Origin of the sequence: Streptomyces sp. 2P-4, from assembly GCF_030167965.1 — a bacterium.
Classification (GTDB): domain Bacteria; phylum Actinomycetota; class Actinomycetes; order Streptomycetales; family Streptomycetaceae; genus Streptomyces; species Streptomyces globosus_A.
The window spans coordinates 6,007,537-6,030,229 of record NZ_CP095011.1 but is presented as its reverse complement, the minus strand read 5'-3'; the positions used below and the strand labels follow the sequence as shown (position 1 = coordinate 6,030,229).

At 74.6% G+C, this 22,693-nt stretch carries 20 protein-coding genes; 13 read left to right on the top strand and 7 right to left on the bottom strand.

The window, feature by feature from the left end:
- Positions 1–68 precede the first annotated feature (68 nt).
- The 6 genes from MUK52_RS26825 to MUK52_RS26800 all read left to right on the top strand — a co-directional run bounded on the left by MUK52_RS26825 (position 69) and on the right by MUK52_RS26800 (position 6,259).
- A complete protein-coding gene (locus tag MUK52_RS26825) occupies positions 69–1,418 on the top strand; it encodes a hemolysin family protein (protein WP_284580773.1) in 1,350 nt (449 codons plus the stop codon).
- Entirely contained in the window at positions 1,415–2,440 is a 1,026-nt protein-coding gene (locus MUK52_RS26820) for a hemolysin family protein (RefSeq protein WP_284580770.1), read from the top strand. Before MUK52_RS26825 ends, MUK52_RS26820 begins: the two co-directional genes overlap by 4 nt.
- A gap of 56 nt (positions 2,441–2,496) precedes the next feature.
- A complete protein-coding gene (locus tag MUK52_RS26815; protein ID WP_114056565.1) occupies positions 2,497–3,288 on the top strand; it encodes an SGNH/GDSL hydrolase family protein in 792 nt (263 codons plus the stop codon).
- A gap of 71 nt (positions 3,289–3,359) precedes the next feature.
- Positions 3,360–4,793, top strand: coding sequence for an adenylosuccinate lyase (purB, locus tag MUK52_RS26810; protein WP_114056566.1), 1,434 nt, complete (start codon positions 3,360–3,362; stop codon positions 4,791–4,793).
- Positions 4,790–5,353 carry a G/U mismatch-specific DNA glycosylase gene (gene mug / locus MUK52_RS26805; protein WP_284581783.1) on the top strand — a complete coding sequence of 188 codons (564 nt, stop codon included), beginning with the start codon at positions 4,790–4,792 and terminating at the stop codon, positions 5,351–5,353. The genes purB and mug overlap by 4 nt, the downstream gene beginning before the upstream one ends.
- A gap of 81 nt (positions 5,354–5,434) precedes the next feature.
- Complete coding sequence (locus tag MUK52_RS26800) at positions 5,435–6,259, top strand: hypothetical protein (protein WP_162793269.1); 825 nt, start codon at positions 5,435–5,437, stop codon at positions 6,257–6,259.
- Here MUK52_RS26800 and MUK52_RS26795 read toward each other — a convergent pair.
- Genes MUK52_RS26795 through MUK52_RS26785 form a run of 3 tightly spaced genes read right to left on the bottom strand, consistent with a single transcriptional unit; the run spans position 6,256 to position 8,429 of the window.
- Positions 6,256–6,690, bottom strand: coding sequence for a hypothetical protein (locus MUK52_RS26795; RefSeq protein WP_114056568.1), 435 nt, complete (start codon positions 6,688–6,690; stop codon positions 6,256–6,258). The genes MUK52_RS26800 and MUK52_RS26795 overlap by 4 nt on opposite strands.
- A 50-nt stretch (positions 6,691–6,740) precedes the next feature.
- A complete protein-coding gene (locus tag MUK52_RS26790; protein WP_284580767.1) occupies positions 6,741–7,490 on the bottom strand; it encodes an ABC transporter permease in 750 nt (249 codons plus the stop codon).
- 30 nt (positions 7,491–7,520) lie between these two features.
- A complete protein-coding gene (locus MUK52_RS26785; protein WP_114056569.1) occupies positions 7,521–8,429 on the bottom strand; it encodes an ATP-binding cassette domain-containing protein in 909 nt (302 codons plus the stop codon).
- A gap of 108 nt (positions 8,430–8,537) precedes the next feature.
- On the opposite strand from MUK52_RS26785, the gene MUK52_RS26780 reads away from it, so the two are divergent.
- From MUK52_RS26780 to MUK52_RS26770, 3 genes are all read left to right on the top strand, one after another.
- Positions 8,538–9,725, top strand: coding sequence for a sensor histidine kinase (locus MUK52_RS26780; protein ID WP_114056570.1), 1,188 nt, complete (start codon positions 8,538–8,540; stop codon positions 9,723–9,725).
- A gap of 4 nt (positions 9,726–9,729) precedes the next feature.
- Positions 9,730–10,380: a response regulator transcription factor gene (locus MUK52_RS26775; RefSeq protein ID WP_114056571.1), complete on the top strand. Its 651-nt coding sequence runs from the start codon at positions 9,730–9,732 to the stop codon at positions 10,378–10,380.
- Positions 10,381–10,488: 108 nt separating this feature from the next.
- Entirely contained in the window at positions 10,489–11,646 is a 1,158-nt protein-coding gene (locus MUK52_RS26770) for an ROK family transcriptional regulator (RefSeq protein ID WP_114056572.1), read from the top strand.
- A 189-nt stretch (positions 11,647–11,835) separates the two neighbouring features.
- Here MUK52_RS26770 and MUK52_RS26765 read toward each other — a convergent pair whose 3' ends face one another.
- Positions 11,836–12,591 (bottom strand): GntR family transcriptional regulator, encoded by a 756-nt coding sequence (locus tag MUK52_RS26765; RefSeq protein WP_284580760.1) that lies wholly within the window; start codon positions 12,589–12,591, stop codon positions 11,836–11,838.
- A gap of 378 nt (positions 12,592–12,969) precedes the next feature.
- On the opposite strand from MUK52_RS26765, the gene MUK52_RS26760 reads away from it, so the two are divergent.
- The 3 genes from MUK52_RS26760 (at position 12,970) to MUK52_RS26750 (ending at position 17,290) form a co-directional block, all read left to right on the top strand.
- A complete protein-coding gene (locus MUK52_RS26760) occupies positions 12,970–13,821 on the top strand; it encodes an alpha/beta fold hydrolase (protein WP_114056574.1) in 852 nt (283 codons plus the stop codon).
- Positions 13,822–13,951: 130 nt separating this feature from the next.
- Positions 13,952–15,367, top strand: a complete 1,416-nt coding sequence (locus MUK52_RS26755; protein ID WP_284580757.1) for a GNAT family N-acetyltransferase — start codon at positions 13,952–13,954, stop codon at positions 15,365–15,367.
- A gap of 216 nt (positions 15,368–15,583) precedes the next feature.
- Complete coding sequence (locus MUK52_RS26750) at positions 15,584–17,290, top strand: DUF885 domain-containing protein (RefSeq protein WP_284580754.1); 1,707 nt, start codon at positions 15,584–15,586, stop codon at positions 17,288–17,290.
- A gap of 50 nt (positions 17,291–17,340) precedes the next feature.
- Here MUK52_RS26750 and MUK52_RS26745 read toward each other — a convergent pair whose 3' ends face one another.
- Positions 17,341–17,880, bottom strand: a complete 540-nt coding sequence (locus tag MUK52_RS26745; RefSeq protein WP_284580752.1) for a rhodanese-like domain-containing protein — start codon at positions 17,878–17,880, stop codon at positions 17,341–17,343.
- Positions 17,881–17,975: 95 nt separating this feature from the next.
- On the opposite strand from MUK52_RS26745, the gene MUK52_RS26740 reads away from it, so the two are divergent.
- Positions 17,976–18,422: an Lrp/AsnC family transcriptional regulator gene (locus MUK52_RS26740; RefSeq protein WP_114056578.1), complete on the top strand. Its 447-nt coding sequence runs from the start codon at positions 17,976–17,978 to the stop codon at positions 18,420–18,422.
- Here MUK52_RS26740 and MUK52_RS26735 read toward each other — a convergent pair.
- Both MUK52_RS26735 and MUK52_RS26730 read right to left on the bottom strand, forming a co-directional pair.
- Positions 18,412–21,423 carry an AAA family ATPase gene (locus MUK52_RS26735; protein WP_284580747.1) on the bottom strand — a complete coding sequence of 1,004 codons (3,012 nt, stop codon included), beginning with the start codon at positions 21,421–21,423 and terminating at the stop codon, positions 18,412–18,414. The two genes, MUK52_RS26740 and MUK52_RS26735, sit on opposite strands and share 11 nt — an antisense overlap.
- Positions 21,420–22,586 carry an exonuclease SbcCD subunit D gene (locus MUK52_RS26730; RefSeq protein ID WP_284580744.1) on the bottom strand — a complete coding sequence of 389 codons (1,167 nt, stop codon included), beginning with the start codon at positions 22,584–22,586 and terminating at the stop codon, positions 21,420–21,422. Before MUK52_RS26730 ends, MUK52_RS26735 begins: the two co-directional genes overlap by 4 nt.
- Positions 22,587–22,693: the final 107 nt, after the last annotated feature.

Below are 22,693 nucleotides of genomic sequence, written 5' to 3'. Positions count from 1 at the left end.
CCCCCCGGTAGCCGACGTCGCGCGCTGCCCCTCCGCCTGTCCGATCATGGAACGGAGGTGACGGACCGATGACCGAAGTGCTCCTGCTCGTCGTGGCGCTGTTGCTCTGCCTTGCCTGCGGGGTGTTCGTGGCGGCCGAGTTCTCCCTGACCACGGTCGAGCGCAGCGAACTCGAACGCGCCGTCGAGCGCGGCGAGCGCGGCGCCGACAGCGCACTGTCCGCCGTACGCAGCCTGACGTTCCAGCTCTCCGGAGCGCAGCTCGGCATCACGGTGACCGGCCTGATCATCGGCATGCTCTCCGAGCCGTCCATCGCCGCCCTGCTCCGGGGCCCCTTCGAGGCGATGGGCCTGCCGCCCGGCGCCGCCTCCTCCACCGCCCTCGTCCTCGGCACGGCCGTCTCGACCGTCTTGCTGATGGTGGTGGGCGAGCTGGTGCCGAAGAACTGGGCGATCTCCTCACCGCTGGCCGTGGCCAAGCGCGTGGCGACGATGCAGCGGGTCTTCAGCCGGATCTTCCGGCCGTTCATCAGCCACCTGAACACCACCGCGAACCACATGGTGCACCGGCTCGGCATGGAGCCGGCCGAGGAGCTGGCCTCCGCCCGCAGCCCGCAGGAGCTGGTGGCGCTGGCCCGGCACTCGGCGAAGGAGGGCGCGCTGGAGCGGGACACCGCCGAGCTGTTCGTGCGGACCCTCAACCTGGCCGACCTGACCGCGGAGAACGTGATGACCCCGCGTGTACAGGTCACCGCCCTGGAGCTGCAGACCACCGCCGAGGACGTCGCCAACGCGACGCTGGCGACCGGGCTGTCGCGCTTCCCGGTCTACCGCGGCAGCCTCGACTCCGTCGTGGGCACCGTCCACATCAAGGACGTCCTCGCCCTCCCGGCCGAGGAGCGCCACCGCCGCCCCGTCTCGCAGCTGCTGCGCGCCCCCCTGTTCGTACCGGAGTCCCTGACCGTGGACCGGCTGCTGGACCGGCTGTCCGGGAAGCAGACGATGGCCGTCGTCATCGACGAGTACGGCGGCACGGCCGGGGTGGCCACCCTGGAGGACATCGTCGAGGAGGTCGTCGGCGAGGTCCGCGACGAGCACGACCCGCACGAGACCCCGGACCTGGCCCCGGCCGGGCGGGACGGCGCCGGGCGCGAGCTGTACTCGGCGGACGGCTCCGCCCGCACCGACCAGCTGCGGCGGATCGGGCTGCGCGTACCGGACGGCCCGTACGAGACGCTGGCCGGGCTGATGGCGACCGGCCTCGGCCGGATCCCGGCCGTCGGCGACAGCCTGGACCTGCACGGCTGGCGGCTCGACGTGGTCGACGCGAGCGGGCGCAGGGCCGCGCGGGTGCTGCTGCACGCACCGGACGGCTCCCGCGACGCCGCGGCCGACGAGGGCGGGGAGACCGCACGATGACCCTGCTGCAACTCCTCATCGGCCTCGCGACCCTCGTCGTGAACGCCTTCTTCGTCGGCGCCGAGTTCGCCCTCATCTCGGTCCGGCGCAGCCAGATCGAGCCGCACGCCGAGCAGGGGGACCGGCGGGCCCGGGCCGTCCTGTGGGGCCTGGAGCACGTGTCGGCGCTGATGGCCGCGGCCCAGCTGGGCATCACGCTGTGCACGCTGGTGCTCGGCGCGGTCGCCGAGCCCGCCATCGCGCACCTGCTGGAGCCGGTCTTCGAGCTCGCCGGCGTGCCCTCCGGGCTGGTCCACGCGATCTCGTTCGTGATCGCGCTCACCCTGGCGACGTACCTGCACATGCTCTTCGGCGAGATGCTCCCGAAGAACGTGGCGCTGTCCGAGCCGGTGCGGACGGCCCTGCTCCTCGGGCCGCCGCTGGTGGCGCTGACCCGGGCGCTCCGCCCGGTGATCTTCGCGATCAACGCCTTCGCGAACCTGCTGCTGCGCCTGCTGCGGGTCGACGCCAAGAACGAGGTGTCGGCGACGTTCTCCGACGACGAGCTGGCGCAGATCGTCAAGGACTCCAGCGAGGCCGGCCTGATCGACGACCGTGCGAGCGAGCGCCTGCATGACGCCCTGGAGCTGGGCCGCCGGCCCGTCAGGGACGTCGTCCTGCCGTCGGACCGGGTCGTCGCCGCCAAGCTGGGGATCACCCCGGCGGGCCTGGAGGGGCTGTCGGCCTGCTCGGGCTACTCCCGCTTCCCGGTCGTCGACGCGCAGGCCCGGATCCTGGGCTACCTGCACGTCAAGGACGCGCTGGACGCGGACGGGCCGGAGCGGGACCGGCCGTTCCCGCCGGCGGCGCTGCGCGCCATCGCCCAGGTCCGGGCGGACACCCCGCTGGACGACGTGCTGACCGCGATGCGGCGCAGCCGCACACACCTGGCGGCCGTCCTGGGCGCGGACGGAACGATGACCGGCCTGGTGACGATGGAGGACGTCCTGCGCGAGCTGTTCGGCCGCCCCGCCTCCGCCTGACCTGGCCCCGGGGTGCCCGGCACCCCGGGGCTACCGCACGGTAGGCTCGCAGCGCCATGGGGATCAATGCGTCTTACACGAGCTTCGTCGCGGTCGGCGACTCCTTCACCGAGGGCATGTCCGACCTGCGGCCGGACGGCTCCTACCGGGGCTGGGCGGATCTGCTGGCCGCCCGGCTCGCAGCGCGCGAGCCGGGCTTCCGCTACGCCAACCTCGCAGTCCGCGGGAAGCTGATCGGCCAGATCGCCGCCGAGCAGGCCCCGGCCGCGGCGGCGATGCGGGCGGACGTGGTGACTCTCGTCGGCGGGCTCAACGACGCCCTGCGGCCCAAGGTCGACATGGGCAGGGTCCGCGGCCACCTCGAAGAGGCCGCCGACCTCCTCGCCCCCTCGTGCCGGACGCTGGTGCTGATGCGCTCCCCCGGCCGGAACGGCCCGGTGATGGAGCGGTTCCGCCCGCGGATGGAGCAGCTCTTCGGCATCGTCGAGGAGATCGCCGCCCGGCACGGCGCCGTCGTCGTCGACCTGTACGGCGCGGAGGTCCTCGGCGACCCCCGCATGTGGGACGCCGACCGGCTGCACCTGACCTCGGAGGGGCACCGCAGGGTCGCCGAGGCGGTGTGGCAGTCCCTGGGGCTGCCTGCCGAGGAGGACTGGCAGGCGGGCCTGCCGCCCGCGGTGCTGCCGGGCTGGGCGGCCCGCCGCTCGCAGGACCTGGGGTTCGCCCGGCGGCACCTGCTGCCGTGGATCGGCCGCCGCCTGACGGGCCGCTCCTCCGGGGACGGCCTGCCCGCGAAGCGCCCGGAGCTGGCCCCGTACGAGGCGGCCGCGGCCGAGCGGCCCTCGTAGCAAGGCACAAACCGGGACGGGGTCCCTACCTGCGCAAACGCACAGCACCTCCCCAAGTAGAATCCCTTTACGTGACAGCCAAGCCCCGCATCCCCAATGTCCTGGCCGGCCGCTACGCTTCCCCGGAGCTCGCCGTCCTGTGGTCCCCCGAGTACAAGGTCACGCTGGAGCGGCGGCTGTGGCTCGCCGTGCTGCGCGCCCAGAAGGACCTCGGCATCGACGTCCCCGACGCCGCCCTCGCCGACTACGAGCGCGTCCTGGAGGACGTCGACCTCGCTTCGATCGCCGAGCGCGAGAAGGTCACCCGGCACGACGTGAAGGCCCGGATCGAGGAGTTCAACGCCCTCGCCGGCCACGAGCACGTCCACAAGGGCATGACCTCCCGCGACCTGACCGAGAACGTCGAGCAGCTCCAGATCCGGCTCTCCCTCGAACTGGCCCGCGACCGCACGGTGGCCGTCCTCGCCCGCCTGGGCCGACTGGCCGGCGAGCACGCCGAGCTGGTCATGGCCGGCCGCTCCCACAACGTCGCCGCGCAGGCGACCACCCTGGGCAAGCGCTTCGCCACCGCGGCCGACGAGCTGCTGGTCGCGTTCGACCGCCTGGAGGACCTGATCGGCCGCTACCCGCTGCGCGGGATCAAGGGCCCCGTCGGCACCGCCCAGGACATGCTCGACCTCCTCGGCGGCGACGCCGCGAAGCTCGCCGACCTGGAGCAGCGGATCGCCGCCCACCTCGGCTTCGCCCAGGCCTTCACCTCGGTCGGCCAGGTCTACCCCCGTTCCCTCGACTACGACGTGGTCACCGCGCTCGTCCAGCTGGCCGCGGCGCCGTCCTCGATCGCGAAGACGATCCGGCTCATGGCCGGCCACGAGCTCGTCACCGAGGGCTTCAAGCCGGGCCAGGTCGGCTCCTCCGCGATGCCGCACAAGATGAACACCCGCTCCTGCGAGCGCGTCAACGGCCTGATGGTCATCCTGCGCGGCTACGCCTCGATGACCGGCGAACTCGCCGGCGACCAGTGGAACGAGGGCGACGTGTCCTGCTCCGTGGTCCGCCGCGTCGCGCTCCCCGACGCGTTCTTCGCCTTCGACGGCCTGCTGGAGACCTTCCTGACGGTCCTCGACGAGTTCGGCGCCTTCCCCGCCGTGGTCGCCCGCGAGCTGGACCGTTACCTGCCGTTCCTCGCGACGACCAAGGTCCTGATGGGCGCGGTGCGGGCGGGCGTCGGCCGCGAGGCCGCCCACGAGGTCATCAAGGAGCACGCGGTGGCCTCCGCGCTCGCCATGCGCGAGCAGGGCGCCGAGCGGAACGAGCTGCTGGACAAGCTGGCCGCCGACGACCGGATGCCGCTGGACCGGGCCCAGCTCGACGCCCTGATGGCCGACAAGCTGTCCTTCACGGGAGCAGCCGGCGACCAGGTCGCGACGATCGTGGCCCGCGTCGAGGACATCGCGAAGCAGTACCCGGAGGCCGCCGGGTACGCCCCGGGGTCGATCCTCTGACCCCCGAGGAGCTCCAGGCCGCCCGCGACCGCGTTGTCCCCGACGTGGTCGCGGGCGGCCTGCGCGTGCTGTTCTGCGGTATCAACCCCGGCCTCCTCTCCGCCGCGACGGGCCACCACTTCGCCCGCCCCGGCAACCGCTTCTGGCCGGTCCTGCACCTGTCCGGCTTCACCCCGCGCCGCCTGGCACCGGCGGAACAGCAGGAGCTGCTCGCCTACCGGCTCGGCATCACGAACGTCGTCGCCCGGGCCACGGCCCGCGCCGACGAGCTGACCGCACAGGAGCTCGTCGAGGGCGGCCGGATCCTGACCGACAAGGTCGAGCGGCTGCGCCCGCAGTGGCTGGCCGTCGTCGGTGTCACCGCCTACCGCACCGCCTTCAACGAGCGGAAGGCGCTCATCGGCCCGCAGGAGCGGACCATCGGCCGCACCCGCATCTGGGCCCTCCCCAACCCGAGCGGACTCAACGCCCACTGGACGGCGGAGACCATGGCCGCCGAGTTCGCCCGCCTCCGCGCCGCCGCCGAATCCCCCGCACCCGACGACGGAACACAGCGCTAGCTGTTCTGTCCCTCGCCCGCCGCGGCCCGTCGACTCGTATGGTGTTGCGACTCGTATGGTGTGACTCCGAGGGAGGGCCGCATGACCGTTCTCCGACACTCCGTCTCCGTCCTCGCTCTGGAACCCCACCGGCTCCAGGCGCTCACCCGGCTGGTCCTCGACTTCGCCGCCTCCACCCGGGCCGACGGGCAGGAGGTCGTTCTGGCAGACGGGCGGCCGGTCCCCGACATGCGACTGGTCAGGGGGCGGCATCTGCGGCCCGGCGCGCGGTACGAGCTGTGGGAGGCCGGTACCGCGGACCAGGTGACCGTCCTCGTTCGCGAGTGGCGGCGCCACAGCGCGATCGCCCTGGAGCAGCGCCTCGTCTCGGACGATGTGACGGCGTGGATGGCTCTGCGACTGTGCACCCCCGACCGGCCGCGGCTGCTGGAGGCCGAAGGCCGGGTGCGGGGCCCGGAGGGTTCGGGGGCGCTGCGCCGCGGGTCGGGTAAGGCCCGGCTCGACCTGGCCGCATGGTGGGCGGCGGCCTGCCTCCCCTCCGGCACCCCGCCCGCGGCGCGTGCCCCGGTGACGGCACGGCTCAAGCACCCGCTGGGCAAGGCGCATCTGTCGCTGCGGCCGCGGCGGGCGGACGGCGGACGCTGGCAGGTGGACGTCACCCTCACCGTGCGCGGGCGCCGGTTGCTGCGGCCGGTCGCCGCCATCGCCCTGGCGGTGGCCGGGCGCCGGGTGCAGCAAGGCTTCCGGTCCGCGGTGGAACAGGCCGCCGACTCATGGAACCGGTCCATCGGTGAACTGCGGGCACTCTCCCCGGACGACCTCCGGGCCGAGCTGGCGAGGCACGCCACCGAGCGGACCCCGGAGGACCCGAGAAGCACCCCGGCCTCTGCCCCTCGCGGAAGCTAGGGCGGGTCGACCACCGTGACCGCCGCCATCAGCTGCGGCGAGTGGTCGGCCCCCCAGTGGGCCGCGTACACGGCGACCCACCGGTCCCCGGCCCGCCACAGGTGCAGGTGGTCGGCGGTGCTGCCTATCTCCCGCCAGGGCTCGGCGGTTTCCCCGCCCCCCTCTTTCAGCCGCAGCCCGGCCAGGCTGAACATGTCGGAGGCGCCCCAGCGGTCCTCCAGCAGCCGGACCAGCGCCCCGTACTCCGCGGCCAGTTGGTCCTCGTGCGCCGCGCGGTCTGCTGCGTCCTCGTCGCCGTACCAGCGGCTCGGGCCGAGCTCGGCCAGGTGGTAGCCGGGCCCGCTGGTCACGGCCCCGGACCGCACACCCGTCTCGGGAAACCCCTGGAAGCGGAGCCGGTCGATGGTGTCGAGATGCTCTGCCGTGGTCATGCCGTCAGTATCCGAGCCGACACTGACAACTGGCGTGCTGTCATGTCCGGTCAGGCGTCCCTGCGGCGGACCGCCAGGCAGCCCCCGGCCAGGGCGGCGAGCGCCCACAGCGCACTCACACCAAGCCCGGTCCACGGACCGAGTGCCCCGTGCTCCACGCTCCGCAGCACCATCTGCCCGGCGCGGTCCGGCAGGTACTGCGCCGGTCCGCCCACGAGCCCGCCCATGACGAACGAGACGACGAGGACCAGTGGTATGAGCAGGCCCAGTACGAGGGTGCCGCTGCGCAGGACCGCCGTGAGGCCGGCCGCGAAGAGCGCCATCACCATCAGGTAGAGGCCGCTGCCGACGATGGCCCGGCCCGCGCCGGATGTGCCCCATCCCAGCGCGGACGCCCCGCCGAGCGCCTGCCCGGCCGCGAAGGAGGCAAGCCCCGCGGCCAGGCCGACAGCAAGGGCCAAGGCCCCGACCACGGCCGCTTTGGAGAGGTAGAACCGGGTGCGGTTGGGCACGGAGGCGAGGGAGACGCGCAGTCCGCCGTTGTGGAACTCGGCGGCGAAGGCGCTCGCACCGAAGGCCATGGCGGCGATCTGGCCGAAATTGATGCCGAAGAAGGCGGCGAGCAGGGGGTCGTCGCCCAGGCTGCCGTCCTCGACGGTGCCTGCGGCGGCCGACAGCGCCTGAATGCCGGCAGTGGCGACGAATATCGCGGTCAGGGCCCCGACGGTGCCCCGGAGCGACCGTATCTTGATCCATTCCGCGTGCAGGGCGGGTCGGGTGGGCAGTGCGGTTCCGTACACGGCAGGTCTCCTCAGGTGCAGGGGGCGGTGTCAGGGGTTGGAGGTGAATTCGGCGTGGTCCGCGGTGAGGTCGAGATAGGCCTGCTCCAGCGAGACCTGCTCGTCGGCCAGTTCGAGCACGGGTACGCCCTCGCGGGCTGCGAGTGCTCCGATCCGCTCCGCCCGGGCCCCTTCGACGGTCCAGTGGCCCGCGCCCTCAACCGGCTCCAGGCCGGCTTCGGCGAGCGCCGCCCGCAGGCGGCCTGGCTCCGAGGTCCGCAGCCGGACGCGCGGCGTGCTGCGCTCCTCGATGAACGCCGCAGTCGGCGTATCGGCGAGCAGCCTGCCCCGGCCCAGGATGACGAGGTGGTCGGCGAAGGCTGCGGTCTCCGACATCAGGTGGCTGGAGACGAGCACGGTCCGGCCCTCTGCGGCGAGGCCGCGCATCAGCTCCCGGATCCAGATGATGCCCTCCGGGTCGAGGCCGTTGGCGGGCTCGTCGAGCAGGATGACGCCCGGGTCGCCGAGGAGGGCGGCCGCTATGCCGAGCCGCTGTCGCATCCCCAGCGAGTACGTCTTGATCCTCCGGCCGGCGGCGGCCGCTATGCCCGTCTGCTCCAGCACCTCTTCCACCCGTCGCGCCGGGATGCGGTTGGCGGCTGCCAGTGCGCGCAGGTGGCTGCGGGCGGTCCGCGAGCCGTGCGCGGCGTGGGCGTCGAGGAGAGCACCGACGCGCAGGAGGGGCTGTTCGAGGTCGGTGTACCGGTGGCCGCCGACGGTGGCCGTGCCGGACGTCGCCCGGTCAAGGCCCAGCAGAAGCCGGAGGGTGGTCGACTTTCCGGCGCCGTTGGGGCCGAGGAAGCCCGTCACCCGGCCGGGAAGGACATCGAAGGTGAGCTTGTCCACGGCCGTCTTCGCGCCGTATTCCTTGGTCAGTGCCCGGATGTGGATCGTGTTCATGCCTCAAGGCTCGCCGCGGCCGGCGTCCTCGGTCCTCCCCCGCGCGGGGGGACCGTCTCCCCCGTGCGGGGGAGGAGCCGCGTGCTCGCCCGCTGACACGATGGGGCCATGAACCGACTGATCAGGGCGCCTCTCCAACCGCTCACCTACTCGCGCTGGTTGCACCTGTGCGTGCCCATGCTGCTGGTGGCGCTGTGGGGGTTCATAGACCCGCGGCACCTGTGGGTGCCCGCCCTGCTGATCGCGCCGCTCGGTCTGCTGCCGCGGGTGCGGATGGCCGAGGGTTTGCAGGCCCGTTTCCTGCTCACACCGGACGAATGGAGCTCCGGCGAGGGCGCCATAGCAGCGTCGCCGTCGAAGCGGTGGAGGGACCGGTGGCGGACGGTCCTGTGGCTGGAGGTGCGCATGCTGCTGGCGGCCGCAGCGATGTTCGCAACCGTGGTTCTCGCGATGGCCACCGTCGAACTGCTCGCCGTCGCCCTCGGCTTCTCCCTCTCGGACGCGGAGCTGCTGCCGGTGGTGCCGCCGCGCTGGCTGGCTGCCCTGCTCGTCCCGCTGCCTCCGCTGGCGCTGGTCACGGTTGTGCACCTGATGGGCGACCTGGTCACCGGCGTGGCGGTGCGGCTCCTGGGGCCGTCGACCGCGGACCGGCTGTCCGTCCTGGAGGAGCGGACCGAGCAGTTGCTGGAGCGCACGCGGATCGCGCGGGAGCTGCACGACACGATCGGGCACGCGCTGACCGTGGCGGTGGTTCAGGCCGGGGCGGCCCGCACCGCGGGCGATCCTGCCTTCACCGAGCGGGCGTTGGATGCCATCGAGGAGACGGGGCGTGCGGCCCTGGAGGACTTGGAGCGCGTGCTGGTGGTGCTGCGGCATTCGGGACCCCGGCCGTCCCAGCGTCCGACCCTCGCGGACGCCGGCCGGCTGCTGGAGTCCACGAAGGCCTCGGGCGCGGTGGTGGACGCGGAGCTGGCCGGGCCGCTGGAGTCGCTGCCGGGGCCCGTTTCCCAGGAGGCGTACCGGATCCTGCAGGAGGCACTCACGAACGTGCTGCGGCATTGCGGACCGGTCCCGGTGAGGGTCCGGGTGGAAGTGACGCAGAGAGGAGTGGAGTTGGAGGTGAGCAATCCGCTGCCGGCGGATGCGGAGGCGGCCGGGCCGGGCCCCGGCGGGAGCGGGAGTGGGCTGCGGGGCATACGGCAGCGGGCGGCCCTGCTCGGCGGGACGGCCGACACGGGTCCGCATGCAGGGCGGTGGAGGGTCAGGGCCCGGCTGCCGTTGAGGGGAATAGGCTGAGCGGATGTCTGTCACGGTTCTGCTCGTCGACGACGAGCCGCTGGTACGCGCAGGTCTGCGCGCTGTGCTGGACGCCCAGCCCGACATCGAGGTGGTCGGCGAGGCCGCGGACGGGGCAGCCGTGATCCCGCTGGTGCGGCAGCTCCGGCCGGACGTGGTGGCGATGGACGTGCGGATGCCGCTGCTGGACGGCATCGAGGCGACCAAGGCGGTGCTGAAGAGCATCGACGAACCGCCGAAGATCCTCGTGGTGACGACCTTCGAGAACGACGAGTACGTGTACCGGGCACTGCGGGCGGGGGCCGACGGGTTCCTGCTGAAGCGGGCCCGGCCGTCCGAGATCGTGCACGCCGTGCGGCTGGTCGCGGAAGGGGAGACGCTCCTCTTCCCTGCGGCGGTGCGGTCGCTCGCCGCGGAGTACGGCACGAGTTCGGCGCGGGCCCGGCTGGAGCGGGCGGCGTTGACGGAACGGGAGGAGGAAGTTCTGCGGCGAATGGCCCGCGGGATGACGAACGCGGAGATCGCGGCCGAGATGTTCGTCGGCGCCGAGACGGTGAAGTCGCATGTGAGTGCGGTGCTCGCGAAGCTGGGGGCGCGGGACCGGACGCAGGCGGTGATCGCGGCGTACGAGTCGGGATTCGTCGCCCCGACCTGAGGGGGCGGAGTCGCTTTCCGGCAGGTGCGGCCAGGGGGCGCTTCTCGCCGCTGCCGCGGGAGGGCAGTACGATCCGGCTGACAGGCTCGCCGGCTGGGAGGAAAGACGTTGGGGCAGCTGACCGGCGGGGATCCCTCTCTGCTCCGGCGGATCAATTCGGCCGTGGTCCTGCGCGCGCTGCGGGCCGCCCAGTCGCCGACGCTCACCGACCTCACGCGGGTGACCGGGCTCTCCCGGCCGACCGTCGAGGGCGTCGTGGAGCAGCTGATGGGCACCGGGCTCGTCGTCGAGGCGGAGGCCGAGGAGGGGGCCAGGCGCCAAGGGCGGCCTGCCCGCCGATTCCGGTTCCGGGCCGAGGCGGGGCATCTGCTCGGCATCGAGATCGGCTCGCACCGGATCGCGGTCCTGCTGTCCGGGCTGGACGGCCGCGTGATCGGAGCCGGTACGAAGGACGTCGCCGAGACGGCGCCGGCGGACGAGCGGCTCGACAAGGTGCGTGCGGCGGTGGCGGACCTGCTGCGGCGGGCCGGCGTGCCCCGGGACTCGCTGCGTGCGGTCGGGGTCGGCAGTCCGGGGATCGTCGAAGCGGACGGCACCGTGCGCCTGGGCACCGCCCTGCCGGAGTGGACGGGGCTGCCGCTCGGCGAGCGGCTGCGGAGGTCGTTCCGCTGCCCGGTGCAGGTGGAGAACGACGCGAACGCGGCGGCGCTGGCCGAGCACTGGAAGGGAGCGGCGCAGGACACCGACGACATGGTGTTCGTGATGGCCGGCCTCAGCCCGGGGGCGGGTTCGCTGATCGGCGGACGGCTGCACCGCGGGTACGGCGGGGCGGCCGGCGAGATCGGTGCGCTGCACCTGCTGGGGCGGGAGGCGACGCCCGAGAAGCTGCTCTCGACGACGGGCGAGCCGCTGCACCCGTTGGACGAGCAGGCGGTGGCCGAGGTGTTCGCCATGGCCCGGCGGGGGGACGAGCGGGCCGTGGCCGCGGTGGAGCGGTTCATCCAGCGGCTCGTGCACGACGTGGCCGCGCTGGTGCTGGCCATGGACCCCGAGCTGGTGGTCGTGGGCGGCTGGGCGGCCGGACTGGACGGGGTCCTGGACCCGCTGCGGCGGGAGCTGGAGCGCTACTGCCTGCGTCCGCCGCGGGTGGCGCAGTCCCTGCTCGGCGAGGCCGCGGTGGCGACCGGCGCCCTGCGGCTGGCGCTGGACCAGGTCGAGGAGGAGCTGTTCGCCGTGGAGAAGTCGGTCACCTCCCGCCGCCGCTGAGCCCCGGGCGGGCGGCTGTGGGCTCTCCCGCCCCTCCGCTCCCGGTCCTGCCCTCCGGTTGTGGGGTACGGCAGAGCACCGGGCGCGATCGGGGGCCCGGCTCTCCCGGCCGCTCCCGCTGCCCCGCTCCGGGCGCGGAGCTCCCCCTGGCGGGCTGCAGGGGCTGGGGAGCGGGGTGGCCGTACGGGGTCAGGAGGCGGCGCGGTCCTCGTGGGCGATCTCCACGCCCGAGTCGCCGAAGGTGAGGCGGCAGGTGTCTGCGCGGTAGGTGGCGACGGAGACGGCGGCCGTCCCGGCGGCGGTGAAGTAGCGGGTGGTGACCACGAGGACGGGGGCGCCGGGCAGGCGGTCCAGTTCCTTGGCGTCGTCGGCGCGGGCCGAGCCGAGCTCGACCGAGCGGTCCTGGCCCTCCAGGGTGAGCCGCTGGAGTTCGCGCAGGACGGCGCGGGCGCGGGCCGGTCCGGTCGGGGCGTCGATGGCGGACAGGCCCGGCACGGAGTCGGTGGGGACGTAGAGCAGCTCGGCGGCGACGGACTGGCCGTGCGTGACGCGGGTCCGCCGCACGGTGTGGACCGGCTGCTCGGCGGCGTCGCCGAGGAGGCCGACCACCGCGGCGGGCGGGAGCGCCTCCGCGGCGTCCACGGCCTCCCAGCCGTCGGCTCCCTCGCCGGGCCAGCCCTGGCGGGCTCCGCCGACGGCGACGCCGACCCGCGGCGGGGCGACGGTGGTGCCGACGCCGCGGCGGCGCTGCAGGCGGCCTTCGAGTTCGAGCTGCTCCAGGGCCTGGCGCAGGGTCGCCCGGGCCACGCCGAAGCGGGCGGCGAGCTCCCGCTCGTTCGGCAGGACCTCACCGACGGCGAAATCGCGGTCGAGTGCCTCGCTCAGGACGGTTTTCAGGTGCCAGTACTTCGGCTCCGGCACCGTTTCCGGCTGCGTGGTCCCCACCCTGACTCCTCCTGCCATCGCTGCAATCGCCGTGTTCCAGCGGCAGTTCCGCGCCCTTGTTTATTAAAGGTTCTTGCACTATCCCTGCGACGATAGGACGGTGCGGCACCTTGGTCAAGACCAATGGTCCACCCTTTCCCGGGCAGACCGGGCATTCGCATCGCGGCGTTCACGCGATGTTCGCGCGCGCCCCGAGCCGCCCCTGCGGGCCATCCGGGGCTCCTCCGCGGGCCGTTGGCCGTCCGCCACGCCGCGCTGCGGCTCCGCCCCGACACGCCCGCGCCACAGGCTTGTAGTGACGCCTTACCGGACGGTAATCATGACGTAGTCATTTACTGACAGCCTGTCTCACACGCGTCTCCCCCGACGAGGAGCAGCATGACCGCCACGGTTTCCTTCCCGGTCGACACACCCCTGGGCCCCCGCACCGCCACCGTCGCCTACGAGCGCAAGGGCTCCGGCGAACCGCTCCTCCTCCTGCACGGCATCGGGCACCACCTCCAGGCCTGGGAGCCGGTCACCGACATCCTGGCCGCCGAGCACGACGTCATCGCCGTCGACCTCCCCGGCTTCGGCACCTCCGCGCCCCTGCCGGAGGGCGTCCCGTACGACCTGCCGACCGTCGCCGCCGCCCTCGGCTCGCTCTGCTCGGTGCTGGGCGCCGACCGCCCCCACGTCGTCGGCAACTCCCTCGGCGGGCTCCTCGCGCTGGAGATGGGCCGGGACCGCCTGGCCCGCTCGGTCACGGCCCTCTCCCCGGCCGGCTTCTGGACCGAGGCCGAGCGCCGGTACGCCTTCGCCACCCTGCGGGCGATGCGGGTCGGCGCGATGGCCCTGCCGCTGTCGACGCTGGAGCGCCTCTCCCACAGCGCCGCCGGCCGGACCGCGCTCACCGGCACCATCTACGCCCGCCCCGCACGCCGTTCGCCGGAGGCGGTGGTCGCCGAGACGCTGGCCCTGCGCCAGGCAACCGGCTTCGAGGAGACGCTTGCGGCGGGCCGCTCGGTGCGGTTCACCGACGACGTCCCGGGCGTTCCCGTCACCATCGCCTGGGGCTCGCGGGACCGGCTGCTCCTGCCCCGCCAGGGGGTGCGGGCCAAGCACGTCGTCCGCGACGCCCGGCTGGTGCGGCTGCGAGGCTGCGGCCACGTCCCGATGAACGACGACCCCGCGCTGGTCGCCCGGGTGGTTCTCGACACCGTGCGGACCACCGGCCGCGCGACGGGCTGAGGCGGGGCGCGGCGCGGCGGGGCAGGCTTCGTCACGCCGAAAACAGGGCGAAATCGGCCAGATAGACACTTAACCAGCCGGACACAGACCGTTCGTGATCACGCAACACCCCTCCGCCACAGTGGCGTGCATGACTGAACAGCTCTCCGCCCCCGCCCGCCCCCACCGCCACCACCACTGGCGCCGCGACGTCGTCGAACTGGCCGCGCTGTTCTGCGCCGTCGCGGTCGCCGACGGCATCGCCAACCTCGTCGTGCACGGCCCGAGCGGCCCCGCCCTGCTCGTCGCCTCGGCCGCGGTGCTGGTGCTGACGGCGGCGTTCCACACCTGGTGGGCGCGCCGCCACGGCCATGCACCGCCGCCCGCGAGCACGGCGCCCTCCGATACGGGGCCCGCCGGGGCCCCTGCGGAGCCGGCGGCCGCGCCGGACGCGTCCGGCGCGGCCGCGGCCGCCCTGTGGCGGATGCGGACCACCGTGCGCGACGAGCCCGGCAGCCTGGCCGCTCTGTGCACGGCGCTCGCGCGGGCCGGCGTGGACATCCTCACCCTGCAGACGCACCCGCTGCCCGAGGGCGGCACCGTCGACGAGTTCCTGCTGCGCGCGCCCGGCCGGCTGCCGTCCGCCGACCTCACCCGCGCCGCCGCGGCCGCCGGCGGCCGCGACACCTGGATCGAGCGGGCCGATGCCCACGACCTGGTCGACCCGCCGACCCGGCTGCTCGCCCTCGCCACCCGCACCGCCCTGGACGCCGCCGAACTGCCGCTGTCGCTGCGCCGGCTGCTCGGCCGCTGCACCATCCACTCCGTGCCGGCGACCACCCTGTCCGGGCGCCCCAACACGGACGCCGACGTGCCGCCCGAGGGTGTCCTGGAGTCCACGGTGATGCGCCTGCGCGACCCCTCGGGAGGGGCCATCACCGTGGAGCGGCCCCACCTGCCCTTCACCCCGACCGAGTTCGCCCGCGCCCGCGCCCTCGTCGAACTGGACGCCCGGCTCGGCCCGCGCGTCCCGCGCAGCCAGGACGTCCTGACGCTGCCGGAGGGCAACGAGATCACCGTGCGCCGCGCCGACGGCTCCGACCTGGCCGCCGCCCGCGCCATGCACGACCGCTGCTCCGAGCGCACCCTCGGCCTGCGCTACCACGGGCCGGTCGCCGACGCCGACCGCTACCTCGACCACCTGCTCGGCCCGCGCTTCGGCCGCACGCTGGCCGCGACCACAGCCTCCGGCAGGCTCATCGCCCTCGGCCACCTGCTGTGGGACGGGGACGAGACCGAGGTCGCCCTGCTGATCGAGGACGAGTGGCAGCGCCGCGGGATCGGCTCCGAACTGCTTCGGCGGCTCGTCGCGATGGCCGTCGAGGCGGGCTGCGGCAGCGTCTACGCCGTCACGCAGGCCTCCAACACGGGCATGGTCGCGGCCATGCGCGGCCTCGGGCTGCCCCTCGACTACCAGGTCGAGGACGGCACCCTCGTGATCACCGCCCGCCTTGAGCCGCTCCTCGCCGCCGCGCTCCCGCAGGCGCAGCAGCGGTCGGCGGACTGACGGCCGGGGCCGCGCCGCCGCCCGCCGGCCGCCGCCCGCGGGCCTGCCGGCCCGGCAGGCCCGGCCCCCCGGTCACGGCGGTCGCCCGGCCCCGTGTCCACGCGGGCAGCTGCCACGGGCGATCCGGGCGCACGGCCGTGGCACAACGGGCCGGGGTCCACAGGCCCACAGCGAACGCTGGTGACGGGGGGCCGCCCCCCGTACGAAGATGTCCGCATGTCAGACACCCTCCGCAGCGACATCCCGTCCCGGCTGCCGCGCCAGGTCGCCGACGCCTATGTCGACGACCTCGTCGCACTCGACCCGATCACCGGCACCTACCTGGGTGTCGCGTCGAGCTCGGGCAGGCTCCCGGACTTCTCCCCGGCCGGCCGCGCCGCCATCGCCGACCTGGCCCGTACGACCCTCGCCCGCCTCGACGCCGCCGAGCGGATGCCCGGCGCGGACAGCGACGCCGAACGGCGCTGCGCCCGCCTGCTGCGGGAGCGCCTCACCGCCGAACTCGCCGTGTACGAGGCGGACGAGGACCTGCGCACGGTCAGCAACATCCACTCCCCCGCGCACGCCGTCCGGGAGGTCTTCACGCTGACCCCTTCGGACACGGAGGAGGACTGGGCCGCCATCGCCGAGCGCCTGCGGGCGGTCCCTGCGGCCCTGGGCGGCTACCGCGAGTGCCTGCAACTGGGCCTGGACCGCGGCCTGTACGCCGGCCCCCGCGCCACGGCCACGTTCATCGACCAGCTCGCCACCTGGGCCGGCCAGGACGAGGACGGCTCCGCGGGCTTCTTCGGCGAGTTCGCCGCCGGCGGCCCCGAGGCGCTGCGCGCCGAGCTTGCGGAGGCGGCCTCCGTCGCGACGGAGGCCGTCGCCGACCTCCAGGCGTGGATGGCGCAGGTGTACGCCCCGGCGGTCGCCGGAGCGCCGGACGCGGTGGGCCGCGAGCGGTACGCCCGCTGGTCGCGCTACTACAACGGCACCGACCTCGACCTCGACGAGGCGTACGCCTACGGCTGGTCGGAGTACCACCGGCTGCTCGCCGAGATGAAAACCGAGGCGGCCAGGATCCTGCCGGGCGCGGGCCCGTGGGAGGCGCTGCGGCACCTGGACGAGCACGGCACCCACGTCGAGGGCGTCGAGGAGGTCCGGGCCTGGCTGCAGGGCCTCATGGACGAGGCCGTCGAGAACCTGGACGGCACCCACTTCGAACTCGCCGAGCGGGTCAAGCGGGTCGAGTCGATGATCGCGCCGCCGGGCGGTGCGGCGGCCCCGTACTACACCAACCCGTCCGAGGACTTCTCGCGCCCCGGCCGGACGTGGCTGCCGACGATGGGGCAGACCCGCTTCCCCGTGTACGACCTGGTCTCCACCTGGTACCACGAGGGGGTTCCGGGCCACCACCTGCAGCTGGCGCAGTGGACGCACGTCGCCGACCGGCTCTCCCGCTACCAGGCCAGTGTCGGCATGGTCAGCGCCAACGTCGAGGGCTGGGCGCTGTACGCGGAGCGCCTGATGGACGAGCTGGGCTACTTCAAGGACGCCGAGCAGCGCCTGGGCTACCTGGACTGCCAGATGATGCGCGCGGCGCGGGTCATCGTCGACATCGGCATGCACCTGGGCCTGGAGATCCCCGCCGACTCGCCGTTCCACCCGGGCGAGCGGTGGACGGTGGAGCTGGCGCAGGAGTTCTTCATGCTGCACAACAGCCGGCCTGCGGAGTTCATCGAGAGCGAGGTGACGCGCTACCTGTCGATGCCGGGGCAGGCGATCGGCTACAAGCTGGGCGAGCGCGCCTGGCTGCTGGGCCGGGACAACGCGCGCGCCGCGCACGGCGATTCCTTCGACCTGAAGGCGTGGCACATGGCGGCGCTGTCGCAGGGGTCGCTGGGCCTGGACGACCTGGTGGAGGAGCTGTCGCGTCTGTAACGGCGGCGGGGCCGCCGGTGGAGCGGCGGCCCCGTCCGGGCGGGGGCGGCTCAGCAGCCGCAGTCGTCCGAGTCGGTCGGCGCGGTCAGCGGGTCGGCTTCGGGCCGCTGCTGCCGGCCCTGCCAGGTCTCGACCTCGAAGCCCTCGCGGATCCAGTACTCGATGCCGCCGAGCATCTCCTTGACCCGGAAGCCGAGTTCGGCGAGGGCGAGAGCGGAACGGGTGCCGCCGTTGCACCCCGGGCCCCAGCAGTACGTGACCACGGGGACGGCCTTGTCGAGCACCCGCTCCGCCTGTTCGGGGATGAGCGCCGTCGGCAGGTGGACGGCGCCCGGGATGTGCGCTTGGTCCCATGCGGGGGTGGAGCGGGAGTCGACCAGCTGGAAGCCCAGGTCGGCGCCCTCCTCGCGGTGGGCGCGGAAGGCGGCCGCGACGTCGGCCGTGTCCGCGTGGAAGGCAAGGCTGGCGGCGAAGTAGGCAGCGGCCGCGGCGGGCGCCGCCGGGGGCACCCGCAGGACGGGGTTCACGGGCGCTGCGGTGGGCCCCGCAGCGGCGGCGTCGGAGGCGGCGGGCTTCGGTGTCGTCGTCATGGACAGGAATCTACGGCCCGCCATGATCACCTCGGAAGGGTCCTTCCCCGGCCTTCCCCTTGTTCCGCCGTGGATTCCCCTGCTACATCTGCCTCATGACCGAGTATTCCCCCGACGCCACGGACTGGCGCATCCTCGCGGCCCTCCAGGAGGACGGGCGCGCCAGTTACGCCGAGCTCGCCCGGGCGGTGTCCATGTCCGCGAGCGCCGTCACCGAGCGGGTGCGCCGCCTGGAGGAGGCCGGGGTGATCACCGGGTACACGGCCGTGGTGGACCCGGAGAAGCTGGGGAAGTCCATCCTCGCGCTGGTCCGGCTGCGCTACCCGCACGGCAACTACAAGCCGTTCCACGACCTGCTGGAGGCCACCCCCGAGATCCTGGAGGCGCACCATGTCACGGGCGACGACTGCTTTGTCCTGAAGGTGACCGCCCGCTCCATGGGACACCTGGAGGAGGTGGCGGGCCGGATCTCCGGGCTCGGCTCGGTCACGACCAGCGTCGTCTACTCCTCGCCGCTGCCGCGCCGCCCGCTCAGTCCGTGAGGCCCGCGGTGTGGTGGCGGACCACCGAGCCGCCGCGCTGTTTGACGACCTCCAGCTGCGCCTGGACACGGGTGCGCAGGTCGGCGACGTGGCTGACGATGCCGACGCTGCGGTCGCGTTCGCGCAGCGAGTCCAGGACGTCGAGGACCTCGTCGAGGGCCTGGTCGTCGAGGCTGCCGAAGCCCTCGTCGATGAAGAGGGTGTCCAGGCGTACGCCGCCCGCCTCGTCGGTGACGACGTCGGCCAGTCCGAGGGCGAGGGCGAGGGAGGCGAAGAAGGTCTCGCCGCCCGACAGGGTGGCGGTGTCGCGTTCGCGGCCGGTCCAGGCGTCCACGACGTGGAGGCCCAGGCCGGAGCGGCCGCGTCCGCTCGCCTTCGCGTCGGAGTGGACGAGGGTGTAGCGGCCGCCCGACATGCGCAGCAGCCGCACCGACGCGGCGGCCGCGACCTGCTCCAGGCGTGCGGCCAGGACGTACGCCTCCAGCCGCATCCTCCGCTCGTTGTCCGCGGAGGTGCCCGCGGTCAGCCCGGCGAGCCGGGCCACCCGCTCGTACGCCTCCCGCAGCGGGCCGAGGGCGCGCAGTTCGAGGTCGGCCTGGCGGGAGAGCCGGTCCAGTTCGGCGCACCGCACGCGGGCGGCGTCGTAGGCGGACGCGGCGGTGCGCAGCCGGGCTGCGGCCCGCTCTGCCTCCGCCTCGGCTCCGGCGGGGTCGGCCGGCGGGAGGGCGGCCGCGGCGGCGGTGTCGCTTTCGGCGCACCGGTCGGCGAGCGTGGCCTCCTCGGCCTGCCAGGCGTCGAGCCGGTGCCGGAGGGCGGTGCGCTCGTGGTCCGGGAGGACGGCGGCGGCCGCCTCGGCGACGGTGTCGAAGCCGGCCTTGAAGGCGGCGTCGGCGGCCTGGCCGTCGGCCTCCTTCAGCCGGGCGGCGGCCGCCTCGGACCGGCGCAGCGCCGCCGCGGCCGAGGTGACCATGCGGACCCGGTCCTCCAGGAGCCCGGCGCGGGCCGCGACGGTGGGGGCGTCGCCCCGTACGAGGGCCAGTTCGGCTTCGAGGGCGGCGTGTTCGCGGTCGAGGGCCTCGCGCCGGGAGGCCCGGGCCGCGGCGCGGCGTTCCGCTTCGAGCCGGTCGGCGGCGCGCGCGGTGTTCTCGCGGTCGGCGCGGTCCAGCTGCTCGCGGGCCGTGTGGAGTCCCGCGGCGGCGGCCTGGGCGGCGGCGTGCCGGGAGCCGAGGTCCCGGGTGAGGGCGAGGAGTTCGGCGGTGGTGGCGTCCCCGGCGGCGGCCGCTGCCTCCGCGCGGGCCTGCAGGACGGCGGCGCGCTCCCGTTCCAAGGCGGCGCGGTGCTCCTCGGCCTGCTCGTGGCGGGTGTGGGCGGCGTCCTCGGCGGCCCGGTCCACGTGCCCGGGGGCAGGGCGGGCGGGTGCGGGGTGCTCGGCCGAACCGCAGACGGTGCAGGGCTCGCCCGCGACGAGCGCGCCGGCGAGTTCGGCGGCGATGCCGCGCAGCCGGGCCTCCTTGAGCTCCAGCCAGCGTTCGCGGGCGGCGGCGGCCTCCTCGCGCGCCGTGAGGAGGCCGGCTTCGGTGCGCCGGGCCTCCTCGTCGAGGGCGTCGCGGCGCCGGGCGGCGTTCAGGTGCAGCCGGGCGGGCTCCAGCCGGCCGGCGAGCTGCTCGGCGAGGGTGGCGGCCTGCTGTGCGGCGTCGACGCGGGCGGCCAGGGCAGTACGGGTCTCCTCCCAGCGGTCGAGCCACTCGGCGGATTCGCGCAGCTGCTCCTCGGCGGCGCGGGCCTCGCGCTCCAGGACGGCCCGTTCGCGGGCGGTCTCAGCGCAGCGCTGCTCGGCGCGGCGGGCGGCGCCCAGTGCCCCGAGGTCCTCGCGGAGCCGCTGCTCGACGGCGGCGAGCTGTTCGGCGCCTGCCCCGGCGAGGGAGGCGGGGAGTTCGGCGCGGGCGGCGGCCTCGGCTGCGGCGGCAGCCCGGCAGGCCGCGGCGGCGGCCTCGCGCAGGTCGAGCGCGGGGGCGACCCGGGCGGCGCGGTCGGCCCGGTCGAGGAGGTCGCGGACGCGCTGCCGTTCGGGTGCGGCCTGTTCCAGCAGGGCGGCGCGGCGGGCCGTCTCGGCGTGCCGGCGCTGGAGCCGGTCGAGTTCGCGGGCGTCCTCGGCGGCCCGGCGGGCGGCGGCGTGCCGGCCCTCCACCGCGGCCAAGGCGTATTCGGCGACGGCGAGGCGCTCGCGGGCGGAGCAGCGGGCGACGGCGGCCCAGGCGCGGACGGCCTCGGCGAGGCCCGGGTCGCCGGGGTGCAGCGCGGGCAGCGGCCGGGCGCGCAGGTCGGCGCAGTCGCCGGCGGCCTGGGCGATCCGCTGGGCGGTGCCGAGGACCTTCTCGTCGCCGGCGCGGACCTGGGCCTCGGCGGCGCGGCGGCGCTCGGCGAGCAGGGTTTCGACGGCGGCGAAGCGGCGGGTGTCGAAGAGCCGGCCGAGGAGGCGGCCGCGCGCGTTCTCGTCGGCGCGCAGGAACCTGGCGAACTCGCCCTGCGGGAGGAGGACGACCTGGCAGAACTGCTCGCGGCTCATGCCGAGGAGCTGCTCGACCTCCTCGCCGATCTCCTGGTGGGACCTGCTCAGCCCGGTCCACTGCCGGCCGTCGTACTCGCGCAGCAGGCTCTGCGCCTTGTCCCGGGTGGTGCCGGTGCCGCGCTTCTTCGGCCGGTCCTGCTCGGGGCGCCGGGTGATCTCCAGGCGGCGGCCGCCGGCGGTGAACTCCAGGGTGACCTCGGTGGGGGTGCCGGGTTCGGCGTGGTCGCTGCGCAGGGTGGTGCCGGGGGCCTGGCGGGCGCCGGGCACGGCCCCGTAGAGGGCGTAGCAGACGGCGTCCAGAATGGAGGTCTTGCCGGCTCCGGTCGGTCCGTGCAGCAGGAAGATGCCCGCGCCGGACAGGGCGTCGAAGTCGACGTCCTGGGGTACGGCGAACGGCCCGAAGGCGGTGATCCGGAGCTGGTGCAGCCTCACCGGCGGGCCTCCTGACCGTCGGCGGCCGCTGCCCGGACGTCCTCGAAGGCGTCGTGCAGGACGGCGCGCTCCGCGTCGTCGGGGGCGCCGCCGCGGACGTGGGCGACGAAGTCCTCGGCGATCTCCTGGTCGGTGCGGCCGCGCAGGCGCTGGGCGTAGGTGGCGCCGCTGTCGTCCTCGCGGCCCTCGGGGTCGAAGGCGAGGCTGAGGGTGTGCGGGAAGCGGGCGGCGAGTCGGGCCATGGGGTCGTCGGGGCGGACGGGGTCGGTGAGGACGGCCTCGACCCAGGAGTGCTCGTGCACGGTGTGCGCGGGGTCGTCCAGGAGGTCGTCGAGCCGTCCTCGGAGCCGGGCCAGGGACCGGGGCACGGGGGTGTCGATGCGCTCGGCGGTGATCTCGCCCCCGGGGCCGAGGTCGACGAGCCAGGTGCTCTTGCGGTGGGCGGCCTCGGAGAAGGAGTAGGCGAGGGGGGAACCGGAGTAGCGGACCCGGTCGCTGATGGTCTGGCAGCCGTGCAGGTGGCCGAGGGCCGCGTAGTCGACCCCGTCGAAGACGGAGGCCGGGACGGCCTCGACGCCGCCGACGGCGATGTCGCGTTCGCTGTCGCTGGCCTGCCCGCCGGTGACGAAGGCGTGCGCGAGGACGACGGAGCGGGTGCCGGCGGGCCGCCCGGCGAGGTCGGCGCGGACGCGGTCCATGGCCGCGTCGAGGACGGCCTCGTGGCCCGCCTTCGCGGCGCCGACGGTGTCCTTGACGAGGGCCGGCTCCAGGTAGGGCAGCCCGTAGACGGCGACGTCGCCGTGCTCGTCGGCCAGGAGGACGGGGTCGGCGCAGCCCTCGGGGTCGGTCCTGAGGTGGATTCCGGCCCGGCCGATGAGTCCGGCGCCGACGCCGAGGCGGCGGGCGGAGTCGTGGTTGCCGGAGATCATGACGGTGGGCACGCCGAGGCCGGCGAGCCGGTGCAGGGCGCGGTCGAACAGCTCGACGGCAGGCAGCGGGGGCACGGCCCGGTCGTAGACATCGCCGGCGACGAGGACGGCGTCGACGCGGTGCTCTCGGACGGTGTCGACGAGGTGGTCGATGAAGCGGCTTTGCGCACCGAGCATGTTGACGCGGTGGAAGGACCGGCCGAGGTGCCAGTCCGAGGTGTGCAGGAGCCTCACTCGGCGGCTCCGCCGGCCGTTGCGCACCGCATGCCCGTCCGTCCCCCTGCGTCGCCTGCTGCCGATGAACCCGTCGGGAACCCGTCCGACGGACCCCTACGCTAACG